We start from the raw sequence: 25094 nt of genomic DNA on the forward strand, positions 1-25094 counted from the left end.
GACCCTCAGAGGAGGGCCGTTTCATTATCTTTATTTATGAGTAGTAAAATAGATGTTTGAGTTATTGCTCGCAGTAACGTGCAAAGAATAGACAGTCCAAAATAGTGAATAGCGACTTTGATTCACAGATGACCTTTTAATAGTATCAAGGTCTTTTGAAGCGTTGTCAATACTAAGAATTTCTAGAAATGCTTGAGACAGTAAAGTTACATGAATTTAATATTAAGACATATAAGTAAACGGTTATCCTCAAAAGGACTAATTTATTTAAAGGAGAGGGCTATGATAAAGAAAAAAACAACTATGCAGAAATCTTAAAAACATTGACGAAGTTGGGACTGACGTCTTTTGGTGGAGCGGCAGCCCATATTGGTTATTTCAGAGATGAATACGTCAATAAAAGAAAATGGCTCGACGATAAAGCGTATGCAGGCTTAGTAGCACGTTGTCAATTTCTCCCGGGACCGGCTAGTTCGCAGGTGGGGATTTCCATTGGCATGTCGCGTGGAAGAATGTTTGGTGGATTTTTGTCGTGGTTTGGAAATTGATGAACGGTGTATCGGGAGTGATTATTGCTATCATTGCTATGTTTTTGCCATCTTTCCTATTGGTGATTGCAACATTGCTTTTTTGGCGCATCATTCGGACAAAGTCAGGAGTACAAGCAGTATCAAGAAGAATCAATGCAAGCGTGGTCGGAATTTTACTAGCCGCTTTATATGACCCTGTTTTCACTTCAGGGATTCGTGGTCCTGTTGATTTTGCAATTGCAGTAACTGCCTTTACAATGTTAGTCTATTTTAAACTGACTCCTTGGATTGTCGTACTAGTAACAACAATTCTAGGTGCAATTGCTTATGCAATATAAAGTTTAGAGGAGGACGAAATAATGACGAGCAAAGAGTTGGATCGCGAAGATTTGTTAGCGGATTTTAAACAGGAATTTTTTGTTGAAAAAGGGATGGTTTATATGGACGGCAATTCTCTTGGGTTGATGTCTAAACGGTCTGAAGCAAAATTACAGACGCTGATGGATAGCTGGAAAACATTTGGAATTGATGGGTGGACAGAAGGTAACCACCCGTGGTTTACCTTAGCTGAAGAAATGAGTAAACGCATTGCCCCATTAGTCGGCGCACAAGGCAATGAAGTGATGGTAACAGGATCGATTACGTCGAATATTCATCAAATGCTGTCAACGTTGTTTCAACCGACTGCTGAACGTTTTGCAATTGTTGTCGATGACTTGAACTTTCCTTCAGATATTTATGCTGTAGAAAGCCATCTTCGTTTGCGAGGATTGGATCCGGCAAAAGCTATGAGAAAAGTTGGAAGTAAAGATGGCTACACACTTGAGCTAACCGACATTATTGAACAATTAACTGACGATGTTGCTATTGTGCTGTTACCTTCTGTGCTTTACCGCAGTGGTCAGCTATTGCCAATGCGCGACATTGCAAAAGCGGCACATGAAAAAGGTATTTTGGTCGGCTTTGACTTAGCGCATTCGATCGGTGCCATGCCGCATCACTTGCATGACGATGGAGTGGATTTTGCTATTTGGTGTCATTACAAATACATGAATTCAGGACCAGGTGGAACAGGGGGGCTGTACATACACGAACGCCACCATCAATTGCTGCCTGGGAATGCTGGATGGTTTGGTTCTGATAAAGCTCGTCAATTCGATATGGACCATGAATTTACGAAAGCGCAAGGAGCGGGTGCTTACCAAATTGGGACACCGCATATTTTCAGTATGGCACCGTTGCTTGGCAGTCTCGAGTTATTTGAAGAAGCGGGAATTGGAGCGATTCGCCAAAAATCACTGCAGCTGACTCGTTTGTTGAGACAGCTTGTAGGCCAACAAGTTCCTGAACTGACTGACGTTACACCCGTACAAGACGAAGCTAGAGGCGGTCACATCGCTTTTGCTCATCCTGAGGCAGCGAGAATTTGCAAAGCACTGAAAAAAGCAAAAATCGTTCCTGATTTCCGTGCACCCAATATCATTCGATTAGCGCCTGTTGCTTTTTACACATCTTTTAGCGATGTAGAGCAAGTGGCCGATAAGCTTCAGCACATTATGGACAATGAAACATATAAAAAATTTAGCAATGAACGAAATGTGGTGGCTTGAATGGACCCACAAAAAATCATTGATATTTCAATGGAATTGAACGACACAACACCGGAGTGGCCTGGAGACGTACCGTTTAGTTATGAACTATCTGTCACGATAAAGCAAAGTGGTTCAGTTAATATCGGGAAGGTGCAAACGAGTACGCATATTGGCACTCATATTGATGCTCCTTTTCATTACAATAACGAGGGGCTCAAAACACATGAACTGCCCTTAGATGTCTACTTGTCACAAGCTCAAGTGATGGATGTTAGTGGCTTGGAAAAAATCAAGGTGTCAGATTTGAAACCACTTGAAGAACAGGTCACGGCGGTGTTGCTAAAAACCGCGTCTTGGAAAGACCGTAGTAAATTTCCAGTGGAATGGCCTATTTTTGATGAAGGAATCGCACGATGGATGGCTGATCATGGTGTAAGCTTACTTGGCGTTGACGTGCCGTCCGTGGATCCAGAAACTAGCAAAGAATTGCCAATGCACCAGGCTATGAATCGTCATCATCGTTTTATTTTGGAAGGCATCGTTTTGGATCATGTAGCAGAAGGGATTTACCGATTAGCAGCATTGCCACTGAAGATTAAAGGCGGAGAAGGCAGCCCAGTCCGAGCAATTCTCTATACGTAAAAAGCAGTGTAGGCAAGTATAAAAGAATGAAAGCAAATAAAACCTTCACCGGTTTACTGGTGAAGGTTTTATGCGTAATCTGCACGGAAATAAGGTTCCATGTTTTTTATATTCGTCGCAATTTCATCACAAATCTCTTGGTAAAGCACCCATTGTTCTGTAGTGTCGCTAGTTCTTAACTCAGGGTTACGTATGTCCCAGCGCAGCAGTTTCTGAGTCGGCAAATCTGTTGGAATGTCACCATGTTCAAATTCTCCATCGTGTAAAGCGATGATTAAATCTGCTTCTCTTATTTCTTCTGGATTATAAGCACGTGCTTCAACTGCTGGTAAATCCAATATAACTTCCTTCATTATTTCTAAAGGCATGTCATTAAAAGAAGGCTGAGCTTCTTTTGACCATGCAGCACTGCGAATTTCCCAATCAGGAAGCATCAGTCGATTTGCCCAAATTTCAGCCATCAAGCCACGATGCTGATGAGGAGATAAAAAATAAACTGTTTGTCTTGACATAGGTCTTCCCTTCTTCCTTTTGTAAAACGCGTTTTGCTATTAGTAATGTTTACCCGGTAGAGAAGAAATTAAACTGTTAAATTTGTGATGGTATTGTGACTTTTTGATAAGGTATTAAAAATCCGGTCTGGTGAACAAGCAATAACTTGTCCAACTAGACCGGATTTTTTGAGTGCTTTAGTAATCCATTCAGTAGTGCAAGAGGAAATGGTTATTTAACAACCAAGATAGAACAGGAAGAATCTTTGATTAACTTGTTGCTGACAGATCCAACGAAGAATTTTTGCAAACCTGCTTTCCCGCTGTTGCCAATAATGAGCAAATCAATGTTTTGCTCATCAACAAAAGCAGAAATCGTTTTGGCCGCATTTCCTTCAAGGGCCAGCACCGATGCTTTTGTGTTGTGTTCATCTAATTGACGTTGGATAGATTGTTGAAGGTGCTTGGAATATTCAACTACTGTCTCATCATAATCCTTTAGACTAGAGACGCGTTCATCGCCAATTCCAGGTGGCATGAATTGTGCATAATTGCTGTCGACGTTTGCCGAAATTACTGGAGCCGAGGCATTGCCGGCATCCATATAACCAATACTTTCCCGGTAGTCTTCGTTCACATAGATAACAGAAAGTTTAGCACCTTGCAATACGTTTACAAATTCCAATGCCTTTTCAAATGCAATTCGACTTCCATCAGAACCATCATAAGCCACAGCAATATTTTTATACATTATCATCACCTCATTCTAATTTCTCTTAGTGTTAAATTACCCTACGTTATCAGAATGAAACATCCGTTATATTTTGGAAAAAATAAATTTTCGAAAAATCTTGACAATTCAAAATAAACTTTGCTATTCTAGAATTAACAAATAAAAGGGAATGGAGGTCGTGATGATGAAAAAATTGGAAATTAACAAGCACATTAATTTAATAATGTTATCAGACCTTCCTTCAATTTTTCTCTGACTTTATTTCGGAAATAGAATGATTCAGGACATGTCTGACTAAATGTCCTGTTTTAATGAGCGTGTGCCCATGAACGAGGCGCGCGTTTTTTTGTGTGTTTTAATGCAAATGAAATGAAATCTAATGGGAGTTGTTGGATATGAAGTTGTTTCAAAAGGTAGAAATGATCAATAAAGAATGACTTGAAGCTGATTATTGGAGTGGAAAAGAAAAGAGGCGTAGCTAATGTTTGACGTATTATGGAAATTAAAATGGTTTTTTAAAGAAAATTGGCTGAGGTACACGACAGCTGTCGCTTTGTTATTCGTTGCCAATATTTTAGAAATTATTCCACCTTGGTTAATTGGGAAAGCGATTGATTCAATTGCTCAAGCGCAGCTGACTTCGATGCTGATGTGGCAGTACATGGCAGTATTAGCAGTAGCGATGGTATTAGCTTATTTGATCAATTTTGTTTGGCAATATCAATTATTTGGTGGGGCTTATGTTATTGAACGGCAGCTCCGTTCTAGCTTGATGGGGCATTTCTTGAAAATGACCCCCACTTTTTACGAGAAAAATCGGACAGGCGATTTAATGGCACGTGCGACAAATGATTTAAAGGCCATTTCCGAGACGGCAGGATTCGGCATTTTAACGTTGGTGGATTCAACTTTGTATATGGCAACTATTATTGTCGCGATGGGAATGTTGGTTTCTTGGGAATTGACTTTTCTAGCGATGATTCCCTTGCCGATTCTAGCGGTAGTAGTACAAATACTGGGGAAGAAAATTCATGTTCGTTATATGGAAGCGCAGGAAGCTTTTGGTGACATGAATGACCGCGTATTGGAATCGGTTGGAGGAGTTCGTGTCATCCGAGCTTATGTTCAAGAACGCGCTTCAGAACAACAATTCGCTGCTATGACCGAAGACGTGTACGAAAAGAATATGGCTGTAGAACGAATTGATGCTTTGTTTGCGCCAGTAACCAAAGTGCTGACTGCCATTAGCTATATGATTGGACTTGGCTATGGGGCATTTTTAGTTGCTGAAGGCACGATGACGCTAGGGGATTTAGTGGCTTTTAATGTTTACCTTGGCATGATTGTTTGGCCGATGTTTGCGATTGGAGAATTGATTAACATCTTGCAACGAGGCAATGCTTCATTGGACCGTGTCAACGGAACACTGGATTATCCGGAAGATGTTACCGATCCACAGGAGCCATTTACTACCGGTAAACCAAAGGAAATTGGTTTTAAAGACTTTAGTTTTACTTATCCGCAATCAAATTCAATCAATCTTCAAGGCATCAATCTTTCCATGAACAGTGGCCAGACGCTGGGCATTGTCGGCAAGACAGGTAGTGGGAAATCGACTTTCGTTAAGCAATTGCTGAGAGAATACCCCACTGGTCAAGGAGCCATCTTTATGAATGGAATTGAATTGAAGAAATTAACGAAAGATCAGCTGCGTAGCTGGATTGGCTACGTGCCACAAGATCATGTGTTGTTTTCGCGGACAATTCGAGAAAATATTCTTTTTGGAAAATCAAATGCTAGTGAAGAAGAGATGGTTGAAGCGCTTCGTTTAGCTTATTTTGAAAAAGATTTAGCGTTGTTGCCAAATGGGTTAAACACACTAGTTGGTGAAAAAGGAGTGGCGTTATCAGGTGGTCAAAAGCAGCGGATTTCTATTGCGCGCGCATTGATTAAAAATCCGGAGATTCTAATTTTGGATGATTCGTTGTCAGCGGTAGATGCGAAAACAGAAGCACGCATTATCGAAAACATCCAAGCCAATCGTACTGGCAAAACGACCATCATCACAACACACCGACTTTCTGCAGTAAAGCACGCTGATTGGATTGTCGTATTAGATGACGGGAAAATTATTGAAGAAGGAACTCATAAGGAATTGCTGGAAACAAACGGATGGTACAACGAACAATTCCTCCGTCAGCAAATTGAGGAGGTGTAAATATGGGGACAGGTAAACGATTAGTACAATATGCATTGCACTTTAAACGTGTTTTAGTTTGGGGATTAGGAATGCTTGCGATCGCGGTTGCTGCTGATTTGGCAGCACCGCTTATTGCCAAAGAAATTATCGATAAACACATCGCTACCTCTGGTGAAGTAATAAACTTTGAGCCGATTGCTTATTTACTGGCTTTGTTTTTTGGGCTTGCTATTATCAGCGCGATTTTTCGTTATTGGCAGTCTATACTTCTCCAAAAAGGAGCCAATCGGATTATCCGTAAAATGCGAAACGATGTCTACGGCCATACACAAACGCTACCAATTCGTTATTTTGACAATTTACCAGCTGGGAAAGTAGTATCGCGCATAACAAACGATACAGAAGCAATACGGGATTTGTTTGTGACTGTATTGTCTCAATTTGCAACGAGTTTTATGTATATGGCTGGTATCTTTATCGCGTTGTTTTATCTCGACTGGAAAATGGCTGCAATGACACTTGTTTTAATCCCGTTGTTGTATATATGGATGTTGGTATACCGTAAATATGCGGCCCGCTACAATCATGTCGTGCGAGAAAAGGTCAGTGAAATGAACGCTATGATCAACGAGTCAATTCAAGGAATGACCATTATTCAAGCATTTCGTCGAGAACACAAAATGAAAGACGAATTTGAAGAACTGAACGATGAACATTACAAGTATCAGAAGAAATTATTAGTACTCGAAGGAGCCGCTTCTTATAATTTGGTTGGGGTACTGAGATCCATGACCTTTATTTTATTTGTCTGGTATTTCGGCGGAGCTTCTATGTCGGGGAGTGAAGTAGTGACAGTTGGTATGCTGTATGCTTTTATCGACTACATTATCCGGCTATTCAATCCTATCAGTGGCATTGTCAATCAGTTTGGACGCCTAGAACAAGCGTTAGTCGCGGCTCAACGAGTATTCCGTTTACTAGATCAAAGTGGTGAAGCAGTTGTCGATAAAAAAATAACTCGATATCAGGGAAATGTCAGTTTCGAGAAAGTTTGGTTTGCTTATAATGAACAAGACTATGTGCTACAGGATATTTCTTTTAAAGCAAAACAAGGCGAAACCGTAGCGTTAGTCGGTCACACAGGTTCAGGTAAAAGCTCCATCATGAATTTATTGTTTCGCTTTTACGATACTTCTAAAGGTGCGATTACCATTGATGGCATGAATATCAATGATATGCCAAGACAATCGGTTAGAGAGCATATGGGAATCGTTCTACAAGACCCTTATCTGTTCAGTGGAACAATCGAGTCAAATGTGACTCTAGGAGATGAGCGGATTACTAGAGAAATGGTGACGGATGCGTTAGCAGCAGTCGGAGGAGAGCGCGTGTTGGCTCATTTGCCGAAAGGAATTGATGAGCCAGTTGTAGAAAAAGGCAGTACGCTTTCTTCTGGACAACGACAATTGGTTTCTTTTGCTAGAGCATTAGCATTTGATCCGGCAATCTTGATTTTGGATGAAGCAACGTCTAACATCGATACAGAGACAGAAGAAATTATCCAGCATGCTATGGATGTATTAAAAAAAGGCAGAACGACGTTCATTATCGCTCATCGCTTGTCGACAATTAAAAATGCAGATCGAATACTAGTACTGGAAAAAGGTCAAATTGCGGAAACGGGTAGTCATGAAGAATTGATGAAGCTCGGCGGCATCTATTTCCAAATGTATAAAATTCAATCAGGAATGTCCAAAACCCAGACCGTTGGGTAAGGGGACATTCCCTTTTTTATGCGTTCACAGAGCTATCGCTGTTAAAATAAGTCAAGCTTCCTTATACTTAAAAGAGCGAACGAAAAAAGCACTGGAACTTTCCAGCGCTTTAATCGTATACATGATAGAGCATGAGCTCGTGGATCATCGTTTTGATAGCTTCTTCATCTTGCGGTGGATTTGAACGCCAAACGATGCTGCCATCGGGATGATACTCCCCGTTTATGCGTTCGTTCTTATAAAAGAAGGAAATGTTCCAACCTGGTAATTGATGATTTTCGAACATTGGTTTAAATTTAAAATGCTGAAGCATATGGAACCTCCTTTGCTTTCTTCTCCCTATTATAGAGGATTGCGAAGAATACACAAAGAAGAAAAAGAAATGAGTGACAACAGTGAATATTATCGTAACATTAGTTTTTATGGCGATTGTGGGTGCGTTAATTGGTGGCGTCACCAACCATTTAGCAATTAAAATGCTTTTTTGGCCGTACGAGGCAAAGTATATTGGGAAATGGCGAGTTCCACTGACACCGGGACTCATTCCGAAACGACGCGATGAACTATCTCGTCAACTGGGTCGAACAGTTGTTGAGCATCTGTTAACTCCTGAGACATTCAAAAAGAGGTTTTTTAACGAGGAAATGCACATTAAAACAGAAAAATGGATCAATCGACAGCTGCAGAAGCACTTATTTAATTCTCCAAAATCCTTCAACGACTGGCTGCAAGAAGCTGGACAAACAGAAATGGATATAAAAATAGAAGCAAAATTAGATGAGTTGGTTGATCTGCAAAAAGAGTCCTTGCAACAGTATATTGCTGGGAAAACGATTCGTGAACTCATGCCTGAAAACTGGAAAGCAGAGACAGAAGCCAAGCTCTATGAAGGTGTCGAATATGCCATCAGTCAAGGAACAACTTATTTTGAATCGCCGCAAGGAAGACAAACGATCAAATCTTTGTTGGATGAATTTTTAGAATCGCGAGGTCGCTTTGGTCATATGCTGCATTCTTTGCTTGGTGAGTCAAAACCGTTAGTAGATCGGATTCAACCGGAAATCATCAAATTTCTCAACTCCCCAAGAACCTTCGAATTGGTAGGAACATTGGCATTTAGTGAATGGGAAAAAGTACAGGACCGGAGAGTCGATGAGTTACTTAAAGAATTTGATTTTGATACAGCATTAACCGCAGTGAAACAGTATGTGCGTGAAAAAGCCGCGATTTCAACGCGTTTAAACACAACACTTGCAGAGACTTGGCCTGGAGGGTTAAAATGGACGAGTGTCAATTTTACGCCACTTGTGACAGACTTTGTCTTCGAACAAGGAGAGCATAAACTGGAAGAAACCATATTGAAAATTGATATGGAAGGTATGGTGAAAGAGCAAGTCGATTCTCTGCCGCTCAGTCGCCTAGAAGAATTGGTGCTTGGAATATCCCGGAGAGAATTTAAAATGATTACCGTATTGGGCGCTTTTTTAGGAGGATTCATCGGAATCTTCCAAGGGATTTTCGTCATGATACTAAACTAACAAAGAGGAGATGGATGAACATGACAGTAAACATTTATGACGACATCAACAAATTAGAAAGCACGTTCCGTTCAACAGACGAGTTTAAGAAATTAGAAGAGGCAGTTGCACAAGTAACTTCTGATAAAGAAGCAAATGAGTTATTTAAGACGTTCCGTGATTTGCAGATTTCTCTTCAGCAAAAACAAACAGAAGGTGAAGAAATTACAGAAGAAGAAATGATGAACGCGCAAAGCACTGCACAAGCAGCTCAGCAAAACGAAAAAATTCTTGCAATGCTTGAAGCTGAAATGGGATTAAGCCAAATGATCGAAGAAGTAAACCGTGTCTTGATCAAACCGGTTCAGTCTTTATACGAAAGCATGTAATTTTCAAAAAAATAAAGGAATAATAGAAAGAGACACCGAATACATAGAAGTGAATGACAATTCATTTCTATGAAGGGGTGTCTCTTTTTATGTACGAAACGATTGAATTGACAAAACAAGGACGAATTGGCCAATTGGTTTTGAATCGTCCGAAATCAATGAATGCCATGAATGGAACGATGATGAAAGAACTAGCGGATTGCTTTGAATCTTTGTTGCAAGACAGCACAATACAGGTCCTAATTATCCGTGGCGAAGGTAGAGCATTTTCAGCGGGCGGCGATATCAAAGAAATGATGGACCCGGAACATCCAATGGATATCGATTTGGTTATGAAGGACGTCAGCCGCTTGGCAAAAGCACTTTACACGCTGCCACAAATTACAATTGCTGCTATACATGGAGCAGCAGCTGGTCTTGCTTTTAGTATGGCACTGGCCTGTGACTATGTGGTCGCAGAAGAAAATAGTAAATTGGCTATGAATTTTATCGGCATCGGGTTAGTACCAGATGGTGGCGGTCATTTCTTTATGAAAGAACGAGTAGGTGTACCAAAAGCCAAGCAGATTATTTGGTCAGGACAAGTGTTAAAAGCACACGATGCACTAGCAAAAGGATTAATCGAAGAAGTGACTGCCGAAGGAAGAGGTCTTGAAAAAGCAGAAGCCTATGCAACTGAAGCAATCTCATCACCAATCGGTGCTAAATTGGCATCTAAGCACATTCTTCATCAATGGAAAGTAAAAGAGTTAGTCAGTACGCTGGACATGGAAGCGGCAGCACAATCGGCAATGCGGAAATCAGCAGATCATTTAGAAGGCATCCAAGCATTTGTTGAAAAGCGAAAACCTGAGTTTAAAGGTCTATAAAAAGCATGGCGGAATCTCCGCCATGCTTTTTACGTTCTTATGAATGGAAAAGAATAAGTTTCCCAGCGGGTGACGCTAAGCGATGTGTTTGGTTAATCAATTCTTTTTCTTCTAACATAGCTTGACCTTTGCCACGTGCTTCTTCGTCCGTCTCAGCGGTAAATGTTTCGTCTAGTAGTTGTTTGCCAGTTTGTTCAAAAGCTGTCAGTTTGTAAGTTCTCAAGCAGAATCAATCCTTTCTGAATGGATGTTCATTTTAAGTATAAAGGCTTTCCATTAAAAAGTCCTGTCATTTTTAAAACATCTTATTAAGTGCTTTGAAACATTGATCGATTCGACTGTTTACAGAAACTTTTCTGCAAAGAGTTTTTTTAATGGTTTTGTCATGGTAAAATAAGAACAAATATTCGGTAATTAAAAGGGGTTTATTTATGGAGTCGATTCGCTTTATCCACACGGCAGATTTGCATTTAGGAAGCCCTTTTAGCGGCATGAGGGATTTGCAAAAAGAGCAATGGCAAAAATTAAAAGACAGTACGTTAGAAGCGTTCGATCGACTTATCAACTATGCACTAAAAACAAAACCAGATTTCGTGTTAATTGTGGGAGACATTTATGACGGGGAAGATCGCAACATTCGTGCGCAAGCGCGTTTTCAAAAAGGCATGCAACAACTTGCTAATCAAAAAATACCAGTTATTATGTGCTACGGCAATCATGATCATTTAAGTGGCAATTGGACGCGCTTTGAACTTCCGGAAAATGTTCATGCTTTTGATGAAACAGTTTCTCAATTCAAACTAGCCACCGCCTCAGGGCCTGTAACGTTTACTGGATTTAGCTATGGCAAACGTCACATTAGTGAGTCCATGGTCAAGCAATACCCGGTAGCACAAAACCAAGAGTATCATATTGGGCTACTACATGGCAGTCTCGAAGGAGATTCAACACATGCTGTTTATGCGCCTTTTAAAAAAGAGCAACTACTTAGTAAACAATACGATTATTGGGCATTAGGGCACATCCACAAGCGTCAAGAACTTGCTAACGAGCCCGCTATCGTGTATCCCGGTAATATTCAAGGACGTCACCGGAAGGAAACCGGTGTAAAAGGCTTTTATGAAGTGACTTTGTCAAAGACAACAACACAATTAGCATTTATTCCAACGTCAGTTGTTCAATTCGACAGAGTGGCTGTTTCAGCTAAAGGCATTATTCACATGAATGAATTGATCGAGGCTTGCCAAGACAAACTAAGTCTTTTTACTCAAGGAGCAGGAGCCGCCATTATTGAATTGGTCTTTACAGAATTGGATAAAGAAAGCTTTCAACTGCTGGCTGAAATTCCCGAAAGTGAATTATTAGAAATGCTTCGTGAGTCGATTGCTGAAATGGAATGGTTTGTTTGGATCCAATCGATTCAACTTCAGCAAGTGGAACAAGATAGTGAACTTTCTCCAATAGGAGCAACGTTGATTGAGACGATAGAGAGCTGGGAAATAGACAACTGGAAAGCTATTTTGAAGGATTTGTACAGACATCCAAAAAGCAGCCGGTTTTTAGAAGCTGTAGACGATCAAACCGTCGGAGAACTTCAATTAGCTACCGCCCAAAAAATTCGGCGTAGGATGCAGGCGGGAGAGTGATAACATGAGAATCGAAAAATTAACAATCTATGGTTTTGGCAAACATGAAAACCGAACCATCGAATTAGGAAATCAATTGGTTTTATTTTATGGTCCCAATGAAGCGGGGAAAACAACAATTCAGCAATTTATCATTCAACTTCTTTTTGGCTTTCCTACACGCAATCAAACGCAATTACGGTACGAGCCAAAAACTGGCGGAAAATATGGGGGCAAACTATATTTGACAGACCCGTATTATGGAAAGCTTGTAATCGAACGAATAAAAGGGAAATCCGCTGGAGACGTCATAGTAGAATTTGAAGACGGTCACAGAGGTGGTGATAACGAGTTGAAACAAATCTTACGAAACTACGATCGCGCTTCTTTTGAAGCAATTTTTTCATTTTCGATTCATGAATTGCAAGGCCTAGATCAACTCAGTGAATCAGAACTGAGCCGAACTTTACTAGCTTCAGGGACAACAGGTATTGATGCCTTGACAGATTTAGAAAATCAGCTTGAAAAACAAATGGCTGAGCTATTTAAAAAAAATGGTCGCAAACCACAAATAAATGCCTTGGTTGAAGAGCTTCGTGACATCGAAGAACAGCTAAAGGAACTTCGACATCGTGCAGAACTTTATAGTCCTGCTATTGAGCGATTACAAGCAATTGAACAGCGTTTAAAGGTCATTGGAGAAGTAGAAGCAGAAATGGATCAAGAGCTTAAAGAAATCCACAGATGGCAACAAGCCGCGCCATTAGTAGCAGACCAGCATCGGTTGACTAAGCAATTAGACAATCTTGCCATTACGCAATTCCCAGCAGAAGGCAGAAGGCAAATGGATCGGTTAGTGGATAAGCTAACTCAAACAAAAGCCGATATGGAGTATTTAACCAACCAACGTCACCTACTAACCACTGCAGATAAAGCCGATTCTTTAGACGCGATTGAGAATTTATTGAATCGTGAATCAGACTGGCACCAATTAAATCTACAACTAGTTCAAAAGCGTAATGAAACAATCGAGTTATCAGAAGAACGCGAAGAACTATTATCGTTACTTGGACTTACGGAACAACAAGCGATGGCGGTTGATGTTTCGTTAAATCACGAAGAGCAACTGCTTGAGCGGTTGAAGGAGTTGGATGTAGAAGAAGAAAACCAACGCTTTAACCAACGTAATTTGCAAGAAGAGAAAAACAAATTGGCACGGGCAGAACAAGATTTATCGGCGTTTTTAGTTCAAGAACCAACTGCAAAAGAACGACTCATTGCAGAAGAATGGCCAGAGACTTCAGCACAATTAGCAGAAGCTAAAGCTGCTTCGAAGTTTCAAAAAAGCGACACTGGACAAGACCAAATCGTTCGTTTTGTATTGTTTGGACTGGGATTACTCGTAGTAGCTTATGGATTTATCCAATCGACTGCTTTACTTATTGTGATTGGACTTGTCGCAATGGCTGCAGGTGTATGGCTTTTTGTGAAAATGCGAAAACCCAAAGAGCTGCCTGCAAATTACGCCGCTCTGATTAAAAAATACAGTGGAAAAGAATGGCAGTGCGAAACAATCATCACAAAAGTAGCCGAGTTTGATCGGCAGTTAGACAGCTTGATGAATCGTGTGGAGACAGTCAAAAAGAACATAACCAGTTATGTAGCTGTCGATTCAACCGCTGTAGCACAAGAGGCTTATCAGCAACTCTTGCTTGAAATTGGTTTGAAACCAGATGCTAGTCGAACGATGATACTGGAGCTTTTTAGTAAGTTGCGTAAAGTTCATGCAAATTATTCGCGTATATTACGAATTCAAGATGAAATAGACAAATTAGCAATGCAACAACAAGAGTGGATGGATAAAGCGCAGCAAGCATGTGGCAAAGAGCTCGCAATAGTAGGCTTGATTGCCACGCTGCGTTCTGAACAATCAGTGCGACAGCAAAAGAAAGATCAATGGAATAAGCAACAAAGGGAAACCCATGACTTGTTAGAAAAAATTGAGCGGTTGCAAGCATTCCAAGAGCAACTTGAAAAAGAACAGCAAGTGCTAATTGCCTATGCGTTAGCAGAAGATGTCTTTGATTTTTATCGGTTGGCCGATCAATGGGATCAGAAAAAACGAGTGGAAAAAGAACTTGAATTGGTCGAAGGGCAATTGCAAGCTATTGGAGAAATTGAATTGCCAGAAGACTGGGAGTCGGATCATACACAGCAAGCAATTGAGCAACGACAAGAAAAAATGACAGAGCTTAAAGCCCAGCGAAATAAATTATTAAACGAACAAGCAGACAAGCAACACTTGACTCAGATGTTAGTAACGGATACTTCTTACGAAGAAAAGTTACAGCATTTTGAAGAGAAAAAAGCCGAATTTATTGATTTGGCGAAGCAATGGTCCATCAACAAAGCAATTGTTGAAGCAATCAACCAAACGATGAGTGAACTAAAAGAAAAAAAACTACCTGCTGTACTAGCTAACGCTCAGCTTTATTTTAGTAAATTGACAAATGGTGCTTATACTGAATTAGCCATGAATCGAACCGGCTATTTTGAAGCTAAGCGTCAAGACGGGGCACGTTTTCCAATTTCCGAACTTAGTCAGGCAACAAAAGAACAAGCGTATTTAGCATTGAGGTTGTCGTTGGCCGTATCTATGAAAAAAAGCCATCCGTTTCCGATCATTATGGACGATGCTTTTGTTCATTTTGATCGCAGTCGACTGCAGCAAATGATAAACTTAGTGACAGAGTTGCAAAAAGAGCACCAGTTCATCTATTTTACTTGCCACGACAGCATGCAACAGGCTTGGCCTAATGCGCAAATTATTAACGTGGCCATTACCGAAAGGAGCGTTCATTCATGACTAAAGGAATTACACAGTATGCAGTCGGCGAGACAGTCGATGAATTCTTATTGATCAAACAGTCCGTCAAAGGAGTTACCACTACCGGAAATCCATTTATTTCGCTCGTGTTACAAGACAAAAGCGGAGACATTGAAGCAAAATTATGGGATACAAAAGATGAGCAGGAAAAAACATTCGCTGCTGAAACAATCGTCCGTGTCGGTGGTGAAATCCATAATTACAGAGGGAAAAACCAATTGCGGATTAAAAGCATTCGTCCAGCAAAACCAGATGAACATCAGTCAATATCAGACTTGATGCCATCTTCGGAAAAGTCGACAGATGAATTGTTAGAAGAAGTAACAAAGTATTTGTTCGAAATGGAGAATCCCCAAATCCAACGAATGACGCGTTACTTGCTGAAGAAATATCAGCAGCAATTCTTAACTTATCCTGCAGCAACACGTAATCATCATGACTATGTGTCTGGTCTGGCAGATCATGTGGTGTCCATGTTGAAGCTAGGTAAAGCACTGGTCGACATTTATCCAGGATTGAACAAAGATTTACTGTTTGCAGGAATTATTCTTCATGACATCGGCAAGGTGATCGAACTTTCTGGACCCATTGCAACTACATATACAGTAGAAGGCAATTTGATTGGACATATTTCCATTATGGTAACAGAAGTAGCAAAAGCTGCAGAAGAGTTGGAAATTGAAGGCGAAGAAGTTATGCTACTGCAACACATCATTCTTTCTCACCATGGCAAAGAGGAGTGGGGAAGCCCGAAAAAACCAATGCTGAAAGAAGCAGAAATTCTTCATTATATCGATAACATCGATGCGAAAATGATGATGTTGGACCGTGTTCTTGGGAAAACAAAAGAAGGAGAGTTTTCTGAACGCGTCTTTGCATTGGATAACCGCTCATTTTACAAACCGAAAATTTAATGAAGAACTGAGTCTCCAGCGAAAAATAGACACAGACAAGTTAGCTATCTTGTCTGTGTCTATTTGTATGCCAAAAAAGAACCGTTGCTAAAAGTCAGTTGCCAAACTTTTAGAACGGTTCTTTTAAAGTAACTTCTATTATTCAGTTGGAGCAGCAGGCGTTTGAGGATTTAAAATATCATCTAGTGCCCCTTTAAGATCTTCGTCCTGGATTTCTACATTTGCGTCTTTCATTAACTCAGCGACTTTTGGAAGCAAAGTGGATTGATCTGCTTTAGCTATAGCCAAATCAGAACGAATCTTATCTTTTTGGTCTTCTAGTGCCGGTTGATCTTCTACTTTACGTGTTTCAAGAACTTGAATGATATGGAAGCCGAATTCAGATGCGACAGGTTCACTAATTTCGTCAATTTCAAGCTCGTAAGCGACTTTTTCGAACTCAGGAACCATTGCCCCTGGACCGAACCAATCAACGTTACCGCCATTTTCAGCAGAACCGGTATCTGTCGAATTTTCTTTAGCTAATTTCGCGAAATCAGCGCCTTCATCCAATTGCTTTTTAAGAGAGTTAGCGGTTTCCTCATCAGCAACAAGAATGTGACGTGCATTTAATTCAGTGCCTTGGCGATCGTATTGTGTCTGTATTTCTTTATCCGTCACTTCGATGCCTTCAGTCAATGCTTTTTCTTGTAATAAATTCAAACGGATCACTTTTTTGTAGCTTTCTTCTGTTTGGTTGTTCTGGGTTAGAAATTGGTCAAAGCTTTCTCCAAGTTCTTCTTTGTTGCTGTCGTATTCTGCAGTTACTTCTTTGTCAGTCACTTCGAAGTTTTCAGCAAGTACTTTTTCAATTAGTAAAATTTGAACTGCTTGTTCACCAATCGATGTTTTCATTTCTTCATAAAGCTCGTCTTTTGTAATATCACCAGCATCAGAAGTTACAATTGTTTTGTCATCCCCGCTATCGCTACACGCAGATAAAGCCAGTACAGATGCTGCCAAAGTAAATGTTAAAAAAGATTTTTTCATTAGATTTCGCTCCCAACTTTCTATCTAGATGCAGTAGTTACTATACTATAAACGTATTACGGTTTGCAAAGTTTCAAAAAAAAGTCACTTGCCAAAGAGGCAAGTGAGTTAAGGTGTAAATTCTACGCCTACATACAACGATACCAATAGTATTGTAATTAATATATTTATCGTTCGGAATATCTTTTGATGATTTTCTTCTGGAATTTCTCGAGAAGTTACAAGTGCCAATGTCATCCGGTTGATCTGGAAAAGATAAAACACAGAGAACATAACAATAAATGCGATAATCATGGATTTCCTCCCCTCTGACTTTACTTCCTAGTATAACAAAGACCGGAAGAAAAAGCAGATATCAGCTAACTACTGGAGGGATAAGGATTTCAAAGCCGGTGTCTGTTTCTTCTATTAACGCATACTTTGGCGAACGGGCTAAGTTGCGAAGGTAAATAATGTCGGTCAAGCACAGCGCACAATGATACGCCAAAAGCATAGCGAAGTAATGGCTAAATTCAGGCATTGCAATACTTAAGCTAATAATAGCTGTATTTAGTACAAGAAAAGGTGTGCCCAATGAAAGCAAAAACCGTATTTTGGGAACCGGTTCATTGACATGGAGTGAAAAAGCGGGACACACTTTCATTTGTTTTCGAATTATGAATTTCAATGATTTATGGCAGCCGATCAAAGGCAAGAAATGCAAAATCTTGTGAAGCGGATAAATAGCGAGCAAAGACACTATAAAAAATAGAAAATATTGATCGGATAGAGGCGTGGCATAGACGATTGCAAGCCCAATGTAAGAAGCCATAAAAACAGCGACTCCAAAAAGCGCAGAGATCATGAAAAGCCGGTCAAATCCGTATTGTTTTTTTAAGTTAATTGTTTTCCAGCAGTGCATGTGTGCATCCCCTATTTACTAAATTCATTTTTGATTCGATACATACAATACAATGATTTATAAGGAAATGCAACCATAATTTTTTTTATGAAATGACTTGTTATTGCTGGCTTTCTTGATGCTTGATAACATGGTTTTCTTCGCTAAATCGATTCTCAATATTTTTGAAGGAAGCTTCGAAGATTTCCATGAAGTCTTCGCCATAAATATTGCGTATAACAGCCATGATGTCCATGAATTCAGGGAACTTTCCGTAGAGTTCGCGTAAAGGTAGAGAGCCTTCAATGACGGAGTGAGGAGTTTCATGATAGTTCTCAATCATCTCTTGCATTAATTTTTCGCCTTTCTCAGTTAGCTGGACATATGTATTGCGTTTATCCGTATCGCGTTTTGAAAAAGACAGCAGTTCACGTTCTTCTAATTTTTTGGAGAAGTTAAAAGCAGTGGAAACATGCATTACACCAAATTTTGCGACATCTGATATCGAAGCGCCTTTTAAATGATAGGAAATCCAAAGAATGTGATGTTCATTAATATTCAAATCATAAGGTTTTATCCACATTTGCCAATCTTTTTCTACCGCTTTCCATAGAGCTTTCGACAATTGACCAATGCGTTGACTAAACAGCATAGCTTCTTTCATGGTATATTCCTTCTCGTTCACACAGGCACCAACTTTCCTCCAAAATCTTTTCTTTATTATAGCAGTAAAGCAAACGTAATTAAAGTAAGAATAGTAAAATAATTTACAGTGGGGAGATATACGAGTTTGTTTAGTTTTTTGGAATAAAAAGACAACGTGGCAACAGAAATCAAACTGGCAAACGTAAAAGATAACTCAGTCTCCAAAAATCACTGCGATGGATTTTTGATAGATAGTAGATTTACAATGAACTTTCTAAGTTATAAACAGACCATCAAAAAAACAACCCCCGGAAGGCAGTTGTTTTAAGCGCTTTGAGTATCATCGTCAACTTTTTCTGATTTGGGTTGGTCATCATTTTTTATAACTTTTTTATCTTTGCTAATGGCTTTTTGCAATTCTTCGATTGAATTTTGGATGGCCATGATTTCAAGTTGAAGATGTTCTTTAGCAGGAGCGGTACTCTCTGTCCATGTTTCCAGTGAAGCTTTTAATCCATCGACTGCTTCAGGAAGCTGAGATTTAGCTTCTTCTGTTAAATGATTGATCGACTCTTTTAAGCTATTCACTTTATCTTTTAGTTCGGTCAAATATTCTTTCCATTCAGCTGACGTTGATTTCACTGTAGAGCGAAATTCCTGTCCTGATTGTGGAGTAGAGAATAAAGCTGTTGCAGCTCCAGCTGCTACCCCTGTAGCAAGTCCTAAGAAAAATCTTGATGCTTTCATATTTGAAACGCCCCTTTCTTCCTATAAACTTCTTTTCCTCTATTATACCTAATTAAAACATATAGATGAACGACTATTCAATAAAAAGAGCTTTTCACTGTTGTTACTAGTGAAAAGCTCTTTTGTTAGGCGGCTTGCGAAACCGCCGTTTCGAATTTTGAACGCTTGACCAATGTAATCACAATCGGGTAAATAAAAGCGAAAGCGATTCCGTTTAACAAAACTGCAGGCAGCACTACTGTGACAAACAACAAACTAAAAGGAATGTTGGCGCCAATAACGAAAATAGCAGCAGAAAGGAAAATCGTTCCCGATAATACAGTTCCCATTGCAACAAGGGCAATCGTAACAGGTAACTTTGCAACGAATTTTTTCAATAGCATGACCAAAGCAAGGAACACAAACGCTGTGATAAATTTATCGATAATATTCGGGAAAAAGCCACCTGGGAATGTCGAGAATAGACCTGATAAGACACCGGTCGTTACTGCTAATAAGAAGACATTTTTTACATTTGGGAACAACAGAATTCCGACAAACATCATTGTCAACATAAAGTCGGGCTTCATCCCGCCGTTGATGCCTGGAATCACTACATAAAGTGTGGCTCCGACACTGACCAACAGCGCCATTAAAACTAGATTTTTCGTATTCATTTCTCATCTCTCCTCAGCTATGTGCTAGTTTCTTTTTCCCGGACGTGCCCTCATGACCGCCGGCGAAAAACTTAACCTGATTTTATCCTGTTTACTTCAGAAAATCAAGCTTCAGCGTTTAACTTTTCTTTTACGCTTTCTGCCAGTTCTTGTATACGTTCAGAAGTGAATTCTTTTTCCTTGGTCATCCACTTGGCACCGAAACCATCACTTTGACCATAGCGTGGGATAAAGTGTAAGTGGAAGTGGAAAACACTTTGTCCGGCTTTTGCGCCATTATTGTTTAGCAGGTTCATGCCTTCAGGTTGAAAGGTTTCATTGATAGCTTTAGCAATTTTAGGAGCTACGGAAAACAAGTTGGCTGCTTCTTCTGGGGTCATGTCGTATACGAATTCACGATGTGTTTTCGGAATAAGTAAAGTATGGCCTTTTGACAAGGGCATAATATCCATAAAAGCGAAGACGTGCTCATCTTCATAAATTTTTACGCTAGGGATTTCGCCTGCAATAATTTTGCAGAAAATACAATTTGTCATTGGGGATCATCCTTTCTATTTTCACCATGTTACCATAATTGCCATATGACAAAAGAAATCGAGAGTCAGTTTTGATACAATAGTTTAATAGAAAGAAAGAGGTGTTTCGATGGCTATTTTGGAAGTTGATGCGTTAACAGGGGGGTATACACGTAAACCCGTTTTACAAGAAGTGACGTTTTCGATAGGAAAAGGAGAACTTGTGGGCTTGATTGGCTTGAACGGAGCAGGCAAGAGTACCACCATCAAACATATTATCGGTTTGATGCAACCAAAATCAGGGCAGATCCGCTTGAATGGCAAAACTTTTGAAGAAGATATGGACACGTATCGATCTGCTTTTTCCTATATTCCGGAGACTCCAGTGTTATATGAAGAATTAACATTGCGTGAACATCTTGAACTGACAGCGATGGCTTATAATATCGATGCTAAGCTGTTTGAAAAACGTTCTGCAGAATTGTTGAAGGAATTTCGAATGGAAAAGCGCCTAAAATGGTTCCCGTCACATTTTTCAAAAGGAATGCGTCAAAAAGTGATGATTATGAGTGCGTTTCTCGTGAATCCCGCACTGTATATCATCGACGAACCTTTTGTTGGACTCGATCCACTGGGTATTAAATCACTATTAGATCAAATGGAAAAACAAAAGAGAAAAGGCGCATCGGTGCTGATGTCGACACATATTTTGTCCACAGCTGAGCGTTATTGTGACCGGATTATCCTGCTTCATAATGGCCGTGTGCGAGCAAATGGGACAATGGAAGATTTGCGCAAAGCCTTTAATATGCCAGATGCGTCGCTAGACGATTTGTATATTGCGATGACTGAGGATGAGCTAAATGAAGAATTTGCATGATATTTGGTCAAGCCGACTTCATAAGCACACTGTTGAAGTTCAAAACTATTTAAAATATATTTTTACAGGTCATATTGCGGTCGTTTTACTTTTTGCACTTGGAGCTGCCGGTTTTGCTTATAGCGAATGGATACAGGATATTCCACCTGAATTCCCAGCCGCATGGCTATTAGCAGGAGTGTTTGGATTGTTGCTCGCCATCAGTCCACCGTCAACCTTGTTAAAAGAAGCGGATACGGTGTATTTTTTGCCATTGGAAAGCAAATTAGATGAGTTTTTGAAACCTGCTTTAAAATGGTCGTTCGTGTCTCAACTGTATTTGCCGGTAGTCGTTTTCATCGTTTCGCTGCCGATGGTCAACGCCCTATACGGTCTGCCGTCTTCTTTTTTGATTGGCTTTCCAATTCTCTTACTGCTAATCAAATGGTGGAATGTTCAAACTGAATTCGCCTTTCGACGCCAAGGAGCAGGAGAAGGCGTGTGGCTAGACCGATTGTTACGTTTTTTGCTAGTTGGTTTGTTCACCTACTTTTATATAGAAGAGCAGTTAATAGTTGCTGTATTTGTTCTGTTTGCTATCATTTTTTATGGCAAATGGATTACTCGTAAAGCCGTTGGCAAGCCTTTTGCTTATGAGCATTTTATTGCACTAGAAGAAAATCGCATGCTGCGTTTTTATCAGTTTGCTAATTACTTTACCGATGTCCCTCATCTAAAGGGAAAAATAAAAGTCAGGTCATGGCTCAATTGGATTTATCGCTTTATTAAGCCGGGAGCAAAAAATGCTCACTTGTATTTGGTTTGTAGAACGTTTATCCGATCAGATGAATTATTTTATTTATGGGTACGGCTAACTGTCATTGTTATGATAGGTGCTTGGTTCATTCCGTTTCAAGTGGGTGTGGCATTGTTTGCAGGCGCGTTGGCGTTCGCAACCACTATTCAAATTTGGCAGGGCTTGACACACACACAACATTTCCGAATGGACAATTTGTTTCCACTATCTCGCTTTAGTAGACAACAAGCTGTTTTTAAACTTATTCTTGCGTTGCAACTAGTGCAGAGCATCGCTACAGCCATCATGTTAGTAATCATGGGTCAGTTGATCACAGCTTTGATAACGCTTATGGTTATTTTGGTCGTGTCTTTCGTGACTGTTGCTGTATTAAAAAGTAAAAAAACTTAAAAACAAACCCGGCCTCTGAAAAAGAGGGCGGGTTTGTTTTTATTGATGAAAATGAATAGCTGCTGTGCCTAAAGTTTTAGCGGCGACAAGCATCGCTTCTTCTTTAAAATCGAATTTCGGATGGTGGTGGGGGAACACATCACCATCGGGCATAGCTCCTGTAAAGAAGAAGGCTCCAGGAATTTCCTCTAAGTAGTAGGCGAAATCTTCTCCACCCATTTGAGGTGGGCAGTCAAAGACTTCTGTAACGCCTGGAACGGTTTCCGCAATGCTTTTAATATAAAGCGTTTCTTTTTCATGATTAATGACAGCCGGATAGCCTCGTTTGAAATTAAATTCATAACGACTGTTGTTAGCCAAACTCGTTCCTTTAATGACGCGCTCCATTTCTGTTTCCATCAAGCTACGAACATCTTCCTTAAATGAACGGACAGTACCTGACAATACTGCTTGGTCTGCGATAATATTAAAAGGGTTTTGCGCAACAAATGAACCGATAGATAAGACAGCAGATTCTAAAGGATCTACACGTCTAGATACTAAAGACTGGAGAGTAGAGACAATTTGAGAGCCGACGACAACTGCGTCAATGGTTTCATGAGGACTTGCTCCGTGACCACCACGGCCTTGAATTTTCAATTGAAAGCTATCTGCTGCTGCCATAATTGGACCGACACGTGTGTCAATTCTTCCGAATGGTGTCGTTGACCAAAGGTGCGTACCAAAAATGGCATCAACGCCTTCCAAGACACCAGCTTCTATCATAGACTTTGCCCCTCCAGGAACGAGTTCTTCAGCGTGCTGATGAATTAATATGTAGGTTCCTGCTAATTCTTCACGCATGGTGTAGAGTATTTTCCCTAAAACTAAGAGAGTGGCTGTATGACCATCGTGTCCGCATGCATGCATGACACCATCAACAGTTGATCGGTAAGATACTCCTTCTTTCTGGTCCTGAATCGGCAAAGCATCAAAATCAGCGCGCAATGCAACGGTTTTTCCAGGTTTTGCGCCTTGAATGGTTGCGACGACACCATTTCCGCCAATATTGTGTTTAACGTCAACGCCTAATTTTTCGTAATAATCTCGAATAAACTGAGCAGTTTGGGTTTCTTGAAACGACGGTTCAGGATTCATGTGGAGATGACGACGAATCTCGACCATTTCTGGGTAAGCAGCATCTAATTTAGCGTAAAGCGTATCAATCATTTTTAAAACCCCTTTCTTTTTTAAAAGCATATCATAAATAACTAGCAGTATGAAAATGAACCTAAATGTAATATGCGATATATGGTATAGGAACTATTAATTTATTTAAGATTTAAAAGAAATAAAAAAAGCAAAGTCCAACTCCGCAGACGGGAATCGGACTTTGCTTTTAGTTTATCTTAGTAAGTGAAATTAAAGTAAGATGCTGCAAAATACACAACGACAATAATAATTGACGGTAGTGCATAGGATAATGTAGAACCACTCTTTTTTCTATAAAGCGAAAACAAAGCGAGCAATGACATGATCAATACACCGACAGCGATAATCATATTCGCACCAGATACCCCTGAAATAATTGTCCCAGCAGTATATACAGGGTCAGAAAGGGCAAGAATGATCATATTAAAGATGTTGCTTCCGAGAATTGCACCAACAGCCATGTTCACATTGTTCAATCGTAGCGCCACAAAAACAGAAATGGCTTCCGGAAGAGAAGTCGCTGCTGCAATTAAGAAACTACCGATAAAGCTAGAGCCGATTCCAGTAATGACCGCAATTTCGTCTCCTGTAATGGATAGCGCCGTCCCAGCAGCTAAAATGATTAGTGCCGCGATAACAAAACGAAAAATGGCTGCTTTTGACGATAAAGAAGCACTTGGGTTATCAGGTTCTTCTTCTGACTCGGCAATTGCTTCTGCTTGAGGATCAAGAGACGGCAATTTATTGATAGCAATCATACCAACTATATAAGTGATGGCAATGATTAATGCATCTAAACCAATACCTAAAATTTGGACATCAATGCGTAACCAAAGTGCCAAAATGACCAAAACGGTTAATAAGGTTCCAAGAAGTGCTGTATAAATATTATTGCGTGAAGCTCGATCTAAAATACGTCGACCACGCAAGAGAAAATCAAATCCAGCGAGGATAAACAAGTTAAACAAGTTCGATCCGATCATGTTTCCAACAGCGATATCAGCGTTGCCAATCGCTGCGGCAGAAAAACTAGTGGAAACTTCAGGCAGAGAAGTAGCACCTGCTAATAATAATGTACCGACCATCATGCCGCCCATTGCTGTTTTGGAACTGATGACATCTGCATATTGAGATAGCTTGATGGAGGCAAATACAGTAAGTGCCGCTGCTAATATAAAAATAACAAAAACCAATTGATTTC

At 40.1% G+C, this 25094-nt stretch carries 26 protein-coding genes and 1 pseudogene; 14 read left to right on the forward strand and 13 right to left on the reverse strand.

Annotation, left to right across the window (positions count from 1 at the left end):
* Window positions 1–311: 311 nt before the first annotated feature.
* From AJGP001_RS17770 to AJGP001_RS05220, 4 genes and pseudogenes are all read left to right on the forward strand, one after another.
* Window positions 312–542: pseudogene (locus tag AJGP001_RS17770) on the forward strand (chromate transporter); the annotation flags it as partial.
* A 44-nt stretch (window positions 543–586) separates the two neighbouring features.
* Window positions 587–868, forward strand: a complete 282-nt coding sequence (locus tag AJGP001_RS17775) for a chromate transporter (protein WP_425439676.1) — start codon at window positions 587–589, stop codon at window positions 866–868.
* Window positions 869–889: 21 nt separating this feature from the next.
* Complete coding sequence (gene kynU, locus AJGP001_RS05215) at window positions 890–2140, forward strand: kynureninase (RefSeq protein ID WP_071153659.1); 1251 nt, start codon at window positions 890–892, stop codon at window positions 2138–2140.
* Entirely contained in the window at window positions 2141–2764 is a 624-nt protein-coding gene (locus AJGP001_RS05220) for a cyclase family protein (protein ID WP_078080226.1), read from the forward strand.
* 68 nt (window positions 2765–2832) lie between these two features.
* On the opposite strand, the gene AJGP001_RS05225 is transcribed toward AJGP001_RS05220, so the two are convergent.
* Window positions 2833–3276 carry an arsenate-mycothiol transferase ArsC gene (locus AJGP001_RS05225; protein ID WP_078080227.1) on the reverse strand — a complete coding sequence of 148 codons (444 nt, stop codon included), beginning with the start codon at window positions 3274–3276 and terminating at the stop codon, window positions 2833–2835.
* A 211-nt stretch (window positions 3277–3487) separates the two neighbouring features.
* Complete coding sequence (locus AJGP001_RS05230; protein WP_071153660.1) at window positions 3488–4006, reverse strand: universal stress protein; 519 nt, start codon at window positions 4004–4006, stop codon at window positions 3488–3490.
* A gap of 463 nt (window positions 4007–4469) precedes the next feature.
* Between AJGP001_RS05230 and AJGP001_RS05235 the strand changes: the two genes are divergently transcribed.
* Together AJGP001_RS05235 and AJGP001_RS05240 are read left to right on the forward strand one after the other, a co-directional pair.
* Window positions 4470–6206, forward strand: coding sequence for an ABC transporter ATP-binding protein (locus AJGP001_RS05235; RefSeq protein ID WP_071153661.1), 1737 nt, complete (start codon window positions 4470–4472; stop codon window positions 6204–6206).
* Window positions 6207–6208: 2 nt separating this feature from the next.
* Window positions 6209–7963, forward strand: a complete 1755-nt coding sequence (locus AJGP001_RS05240) for an ABC transporter ATP-binding protein (RefSeq protein WP_071153662.1) — start codon at window positions 6209–6211, stop codon at window positions 7961–7963.
* A 109-nt stretch (window positions 7964–8072) separates the two neighbouring features.
* Here the strand turns inward: AJGP001_RS05240 and AJGP001_RS05245 are convergent, their stop codons facing one another.
* The gene (locus AJGP001_RS05245) at window positions 8073–8276 is read right to left on the reverse strand and encodes a YheE family protein (RefSeq protein WP_058385958.1); all 204 of its coding nucleotides are present in this window, start codon (window positions 8274–8276) and stop codon (window positions 8073–8075) included.
* A gap of 82 nt (window positions 8277–8358) precedes the next feature.
* Here AJGP001_RS05245 and AJGP001_RS05250 point away from each other — a divergent pair, with 82 nt between their 5' ends.
* The 3 genes from AJGP001_RS05250 (at window position 8359) to AJGP001_RS05260 (ending at window position 10738) form a co-directional block, all read left to right on the forward strand.
* Window positions 8359–9501 (forward strand): DUF445 domain-containing protein, encoded by a 1143-nt coding sequence (locus tag AJGP001_RS05250; RefSeq protein WP_058385957.1) that lies wholly within the window; start codon window positions 8359–8361, stop codon window positions 9499–9501.
* Window positions 9502–9521: 20 nt separating this feature from the next.
* A complete protein-coding gene (locus AJGP001_RS05255) occupies window positions 9522–9869 on the forward strand; it encodes a YlbF family regulator (protein WP_071153691.1) in 348 nt (115 codons plus the stop codon).
* An 89-nt stretch (window positions 9870–9958) separates the two neighbouring features.
* Complete coding sequence (locus tag AJGP001_RS05260; RefSeq protein WP_058385956.1) at window positions 9959–10738, forward strand: enoyl-CoA hydratase; 780 nt, start codon at window positions 9959–9961, stop codon at window positions 10736–10738.
* A gap of 37 nt (window positions 10739–10775) precedes the next feature.
* On the opposite strand, the gene AJGP001_RS05265 is transcribed toward AJGP001_RS05260, so the two are convergent.
* Window positions 10776–10961, reverse strand: a complete 186-nt coding sequence (locus AJGP001_RS05265) for a YhzD family protein (protein ID WP_058385955.1) — start codon at window positions 10959–10961, stop codon at window positions 10776–10778.
* A 208-nt stretch (window positions 10962–11169) separates the two neighbouring features.
* Here AJGP001_RS05265 and AJGP001_RS05270 point away from each other — a divergent pair, with 208 nt between their 5' ends.
* From AJGP001_RS05270 to yhaM, 3 genes are read left to right on the forward strand one after another with little or no spacing between them, the layout of a single operon-like run.
* Complete coding sequence (locus tag AJGP001_RS05270; RefSeq protein ID WP_071153663.1) at window positions 11170–12384, forward strand: metallophosphoesterase family protein; 1215 nt, start codon at window positions 11170–11172, stop codon at window positions 12382–12384.
* A gap of 4 nt (window positions 12385–12388) precedes the next feature.
* A complete protein-coding gene (locus tag AJGP001_RS05275) occupies window positions 12389–15229 on the forward strand; it encodes an ATP-binding protein (RefSeq protein WP_071153664.1) in 2841 nt (946 codons plus the stop codon).
* Window positions 15226–16164, forward strand: a complete 939-nt coding sequence (gene yhaM / locus AJGP001_RS05280) for a 3'-5' exoribonuclease YhaM (RefSeq protein ID WP_058385952.1) — start codon at window positions 15226–15228, stop codon at window positions 16162–16164. Before AJGP001_RS05275 ends, yhaM begins: the two co-directional genes overlap by 4 nt.
* A 138-nt stretch (window positions 16165–16302) precedes the next feature.
* Here the strand turns inward: yhaM and AJGP001_RS05285 are convergent, their stop codons facing one another.
* The 7 genes from AJGP001_RS05285 to AJGP001_RS05315 form a co-directional block, all read right to left on the reverse strand.
* Window positions 16303–17193 carry a peptidylprolyl isomerase gene (locus tag AJGP001_RS05285; RefSeq protein ID WP_058385951.1) on the reverse strand — a complete coding sequence of 297 codons (891 nt, stop codon included), beginning with the start codon at window positions 17191–17193 and terminating at the stop codon, window positions 16303–16305.
* A gap of 108 nt (window positions 17194–17301) precedes the next feature.
* The gene (locus tag AJGP001_RS05290) at window positions 17302–17487 is read right to left on the reverse strand and encodes a hypothetical protein (RefSeq protein WP_006828367.1); all 186 of its coding nucleotides are present in this window, start codon (window positions 17485–17487) and stop codon (window positions 17302–17304) included.
* Window positions 17488–17548: 61 nt separating this feature from the next.
* The gene (locus AJGP001_RS05295; RefSeq protein ID WP_058385950.1) at window positions 17549–18094 is read right to left on the reverse strand and encodes a DUF3267 domain-containing protein; all 546 of its coding nucleotides are present in this window, start codon (window positions 18092–18094) and stop codon (window positions 17549–17551) included.
* A gap of 100 nt (window positions 18095–18194) precedes the next feature.
* Window positions 18195–18758, reverse strand: coding sequence for an HTH-type transcriptional regulator Hpr (locus tag AJGP001_RS05300; RefSeq protein WP_078080228.1), 564 nt, complete (start codon window positions 18756–18758; stop codon window positions 18195–18197).
* A gap of 284 nt (window positions 18759–19042) precedes the next feature.
* Entirely contained in the window at window positions 19043–19465 is a 423-nt protein-coding gene (locus AJGP001_RS05305) for a YtxH domain-containing protein (protein WP_058385948.1), read from the reverse strand.
* Between the two features lie 125 nt (window positions 19466–19590).
* Complete coding sequence (locus tag AJGP001_RS05310; protein WP_058385947.1) at window positions 19591–20121, reverse strand: tryptophan transporter; 531 nt, start codon at window positions 20119–20121, stop codon at window positions 19591–19593.
* Between the two features lie 104 nt (window positions 20122–20225).
* Window positions 20226–20657 (reverse strand): HIT family protein, encoded by a 432-nt coding sequence (locus tag AJGP001_RS05315; RefSeq protein WP_058385946.1) that lies wholly within the window; start codon window positions 20655–20657, stop codon window positions 20226–20228.
* A 109-nt stretch (window positions 20658–20766) separates the two neighbouring features.
* Here AJGP001_RS05315 and AJGP001_RS05320 point away from each other — a divergent pair, with 109 nt between their 5' ends.
* Both AJGP001_RS05320 and AJGP001_RS05325 read left to right on the forward strand, forming a co-directional pair.
* The gene (locus AJGP001_RS05320) at window positions 20767–21516 is read left to right on the forward strand and encodes an ABC transporter ATP-binding protein (RefSeq protein ID WP_078080229.1); all 750 of its coding nucleotides are present in this window, start codon (window positions 20767–20769) and stop codon (window positions 21514–21516) included.
* Complete coding sequence (locus AJGP001_RS05325) at window positions 21500–22702, forward strand: ABC transporter permease (RefSeq protein WP_071153665.1); 1203 nt, start codon at window positions 21500–21502, stop codon at window positions 22700–22702. Before AJGP001_RS05320 ends, AJGP001_RS05325 begins: the two co-directional genes overlap by 17 nt.
* A gap of 39 nt (window positions 22703–22741) precedes the next feature.
* Here the strand turns inward: AJGP001_RS05325 and AJGP001_RS05330 are convergent, their stop codons facing one another.
* Window positions 22742–23911 (reverse strand): M20 metallopeptidase family protein, encoded by a 1170-nt coding sequence (locus AJGP001_RS05330; RefSeq protein ID WP_071153666.1) that lies wholly within the window; start codon window positions 23909–23911, stop codon window positions 22742–22744.
* A gap of 179 nt (window positions 23912–24090) precedes the next feature.
* Complete coding sequence (locus tag AJGP001_RS05335; RefSeq protein WP_071153667.1) at window positions 24091–25086, reverse strand: sodium:calcium antiporter; 996 nt, start codon at window positions 25084–25086, stop codon at window positions 24091–24093.
* Window positions 25087–25094 lie beyond the last annotated feature (8 nt).

Source organism: Planococcus faecalis, from assembly GCF_002009235.1.
In the GTDB taxonomy this organism is placed as follows: Bacteria; Bacillota; Bacilli; order Bacillales_A; family Planococcaceae; genus Planococcus; species Planococcus kocurii.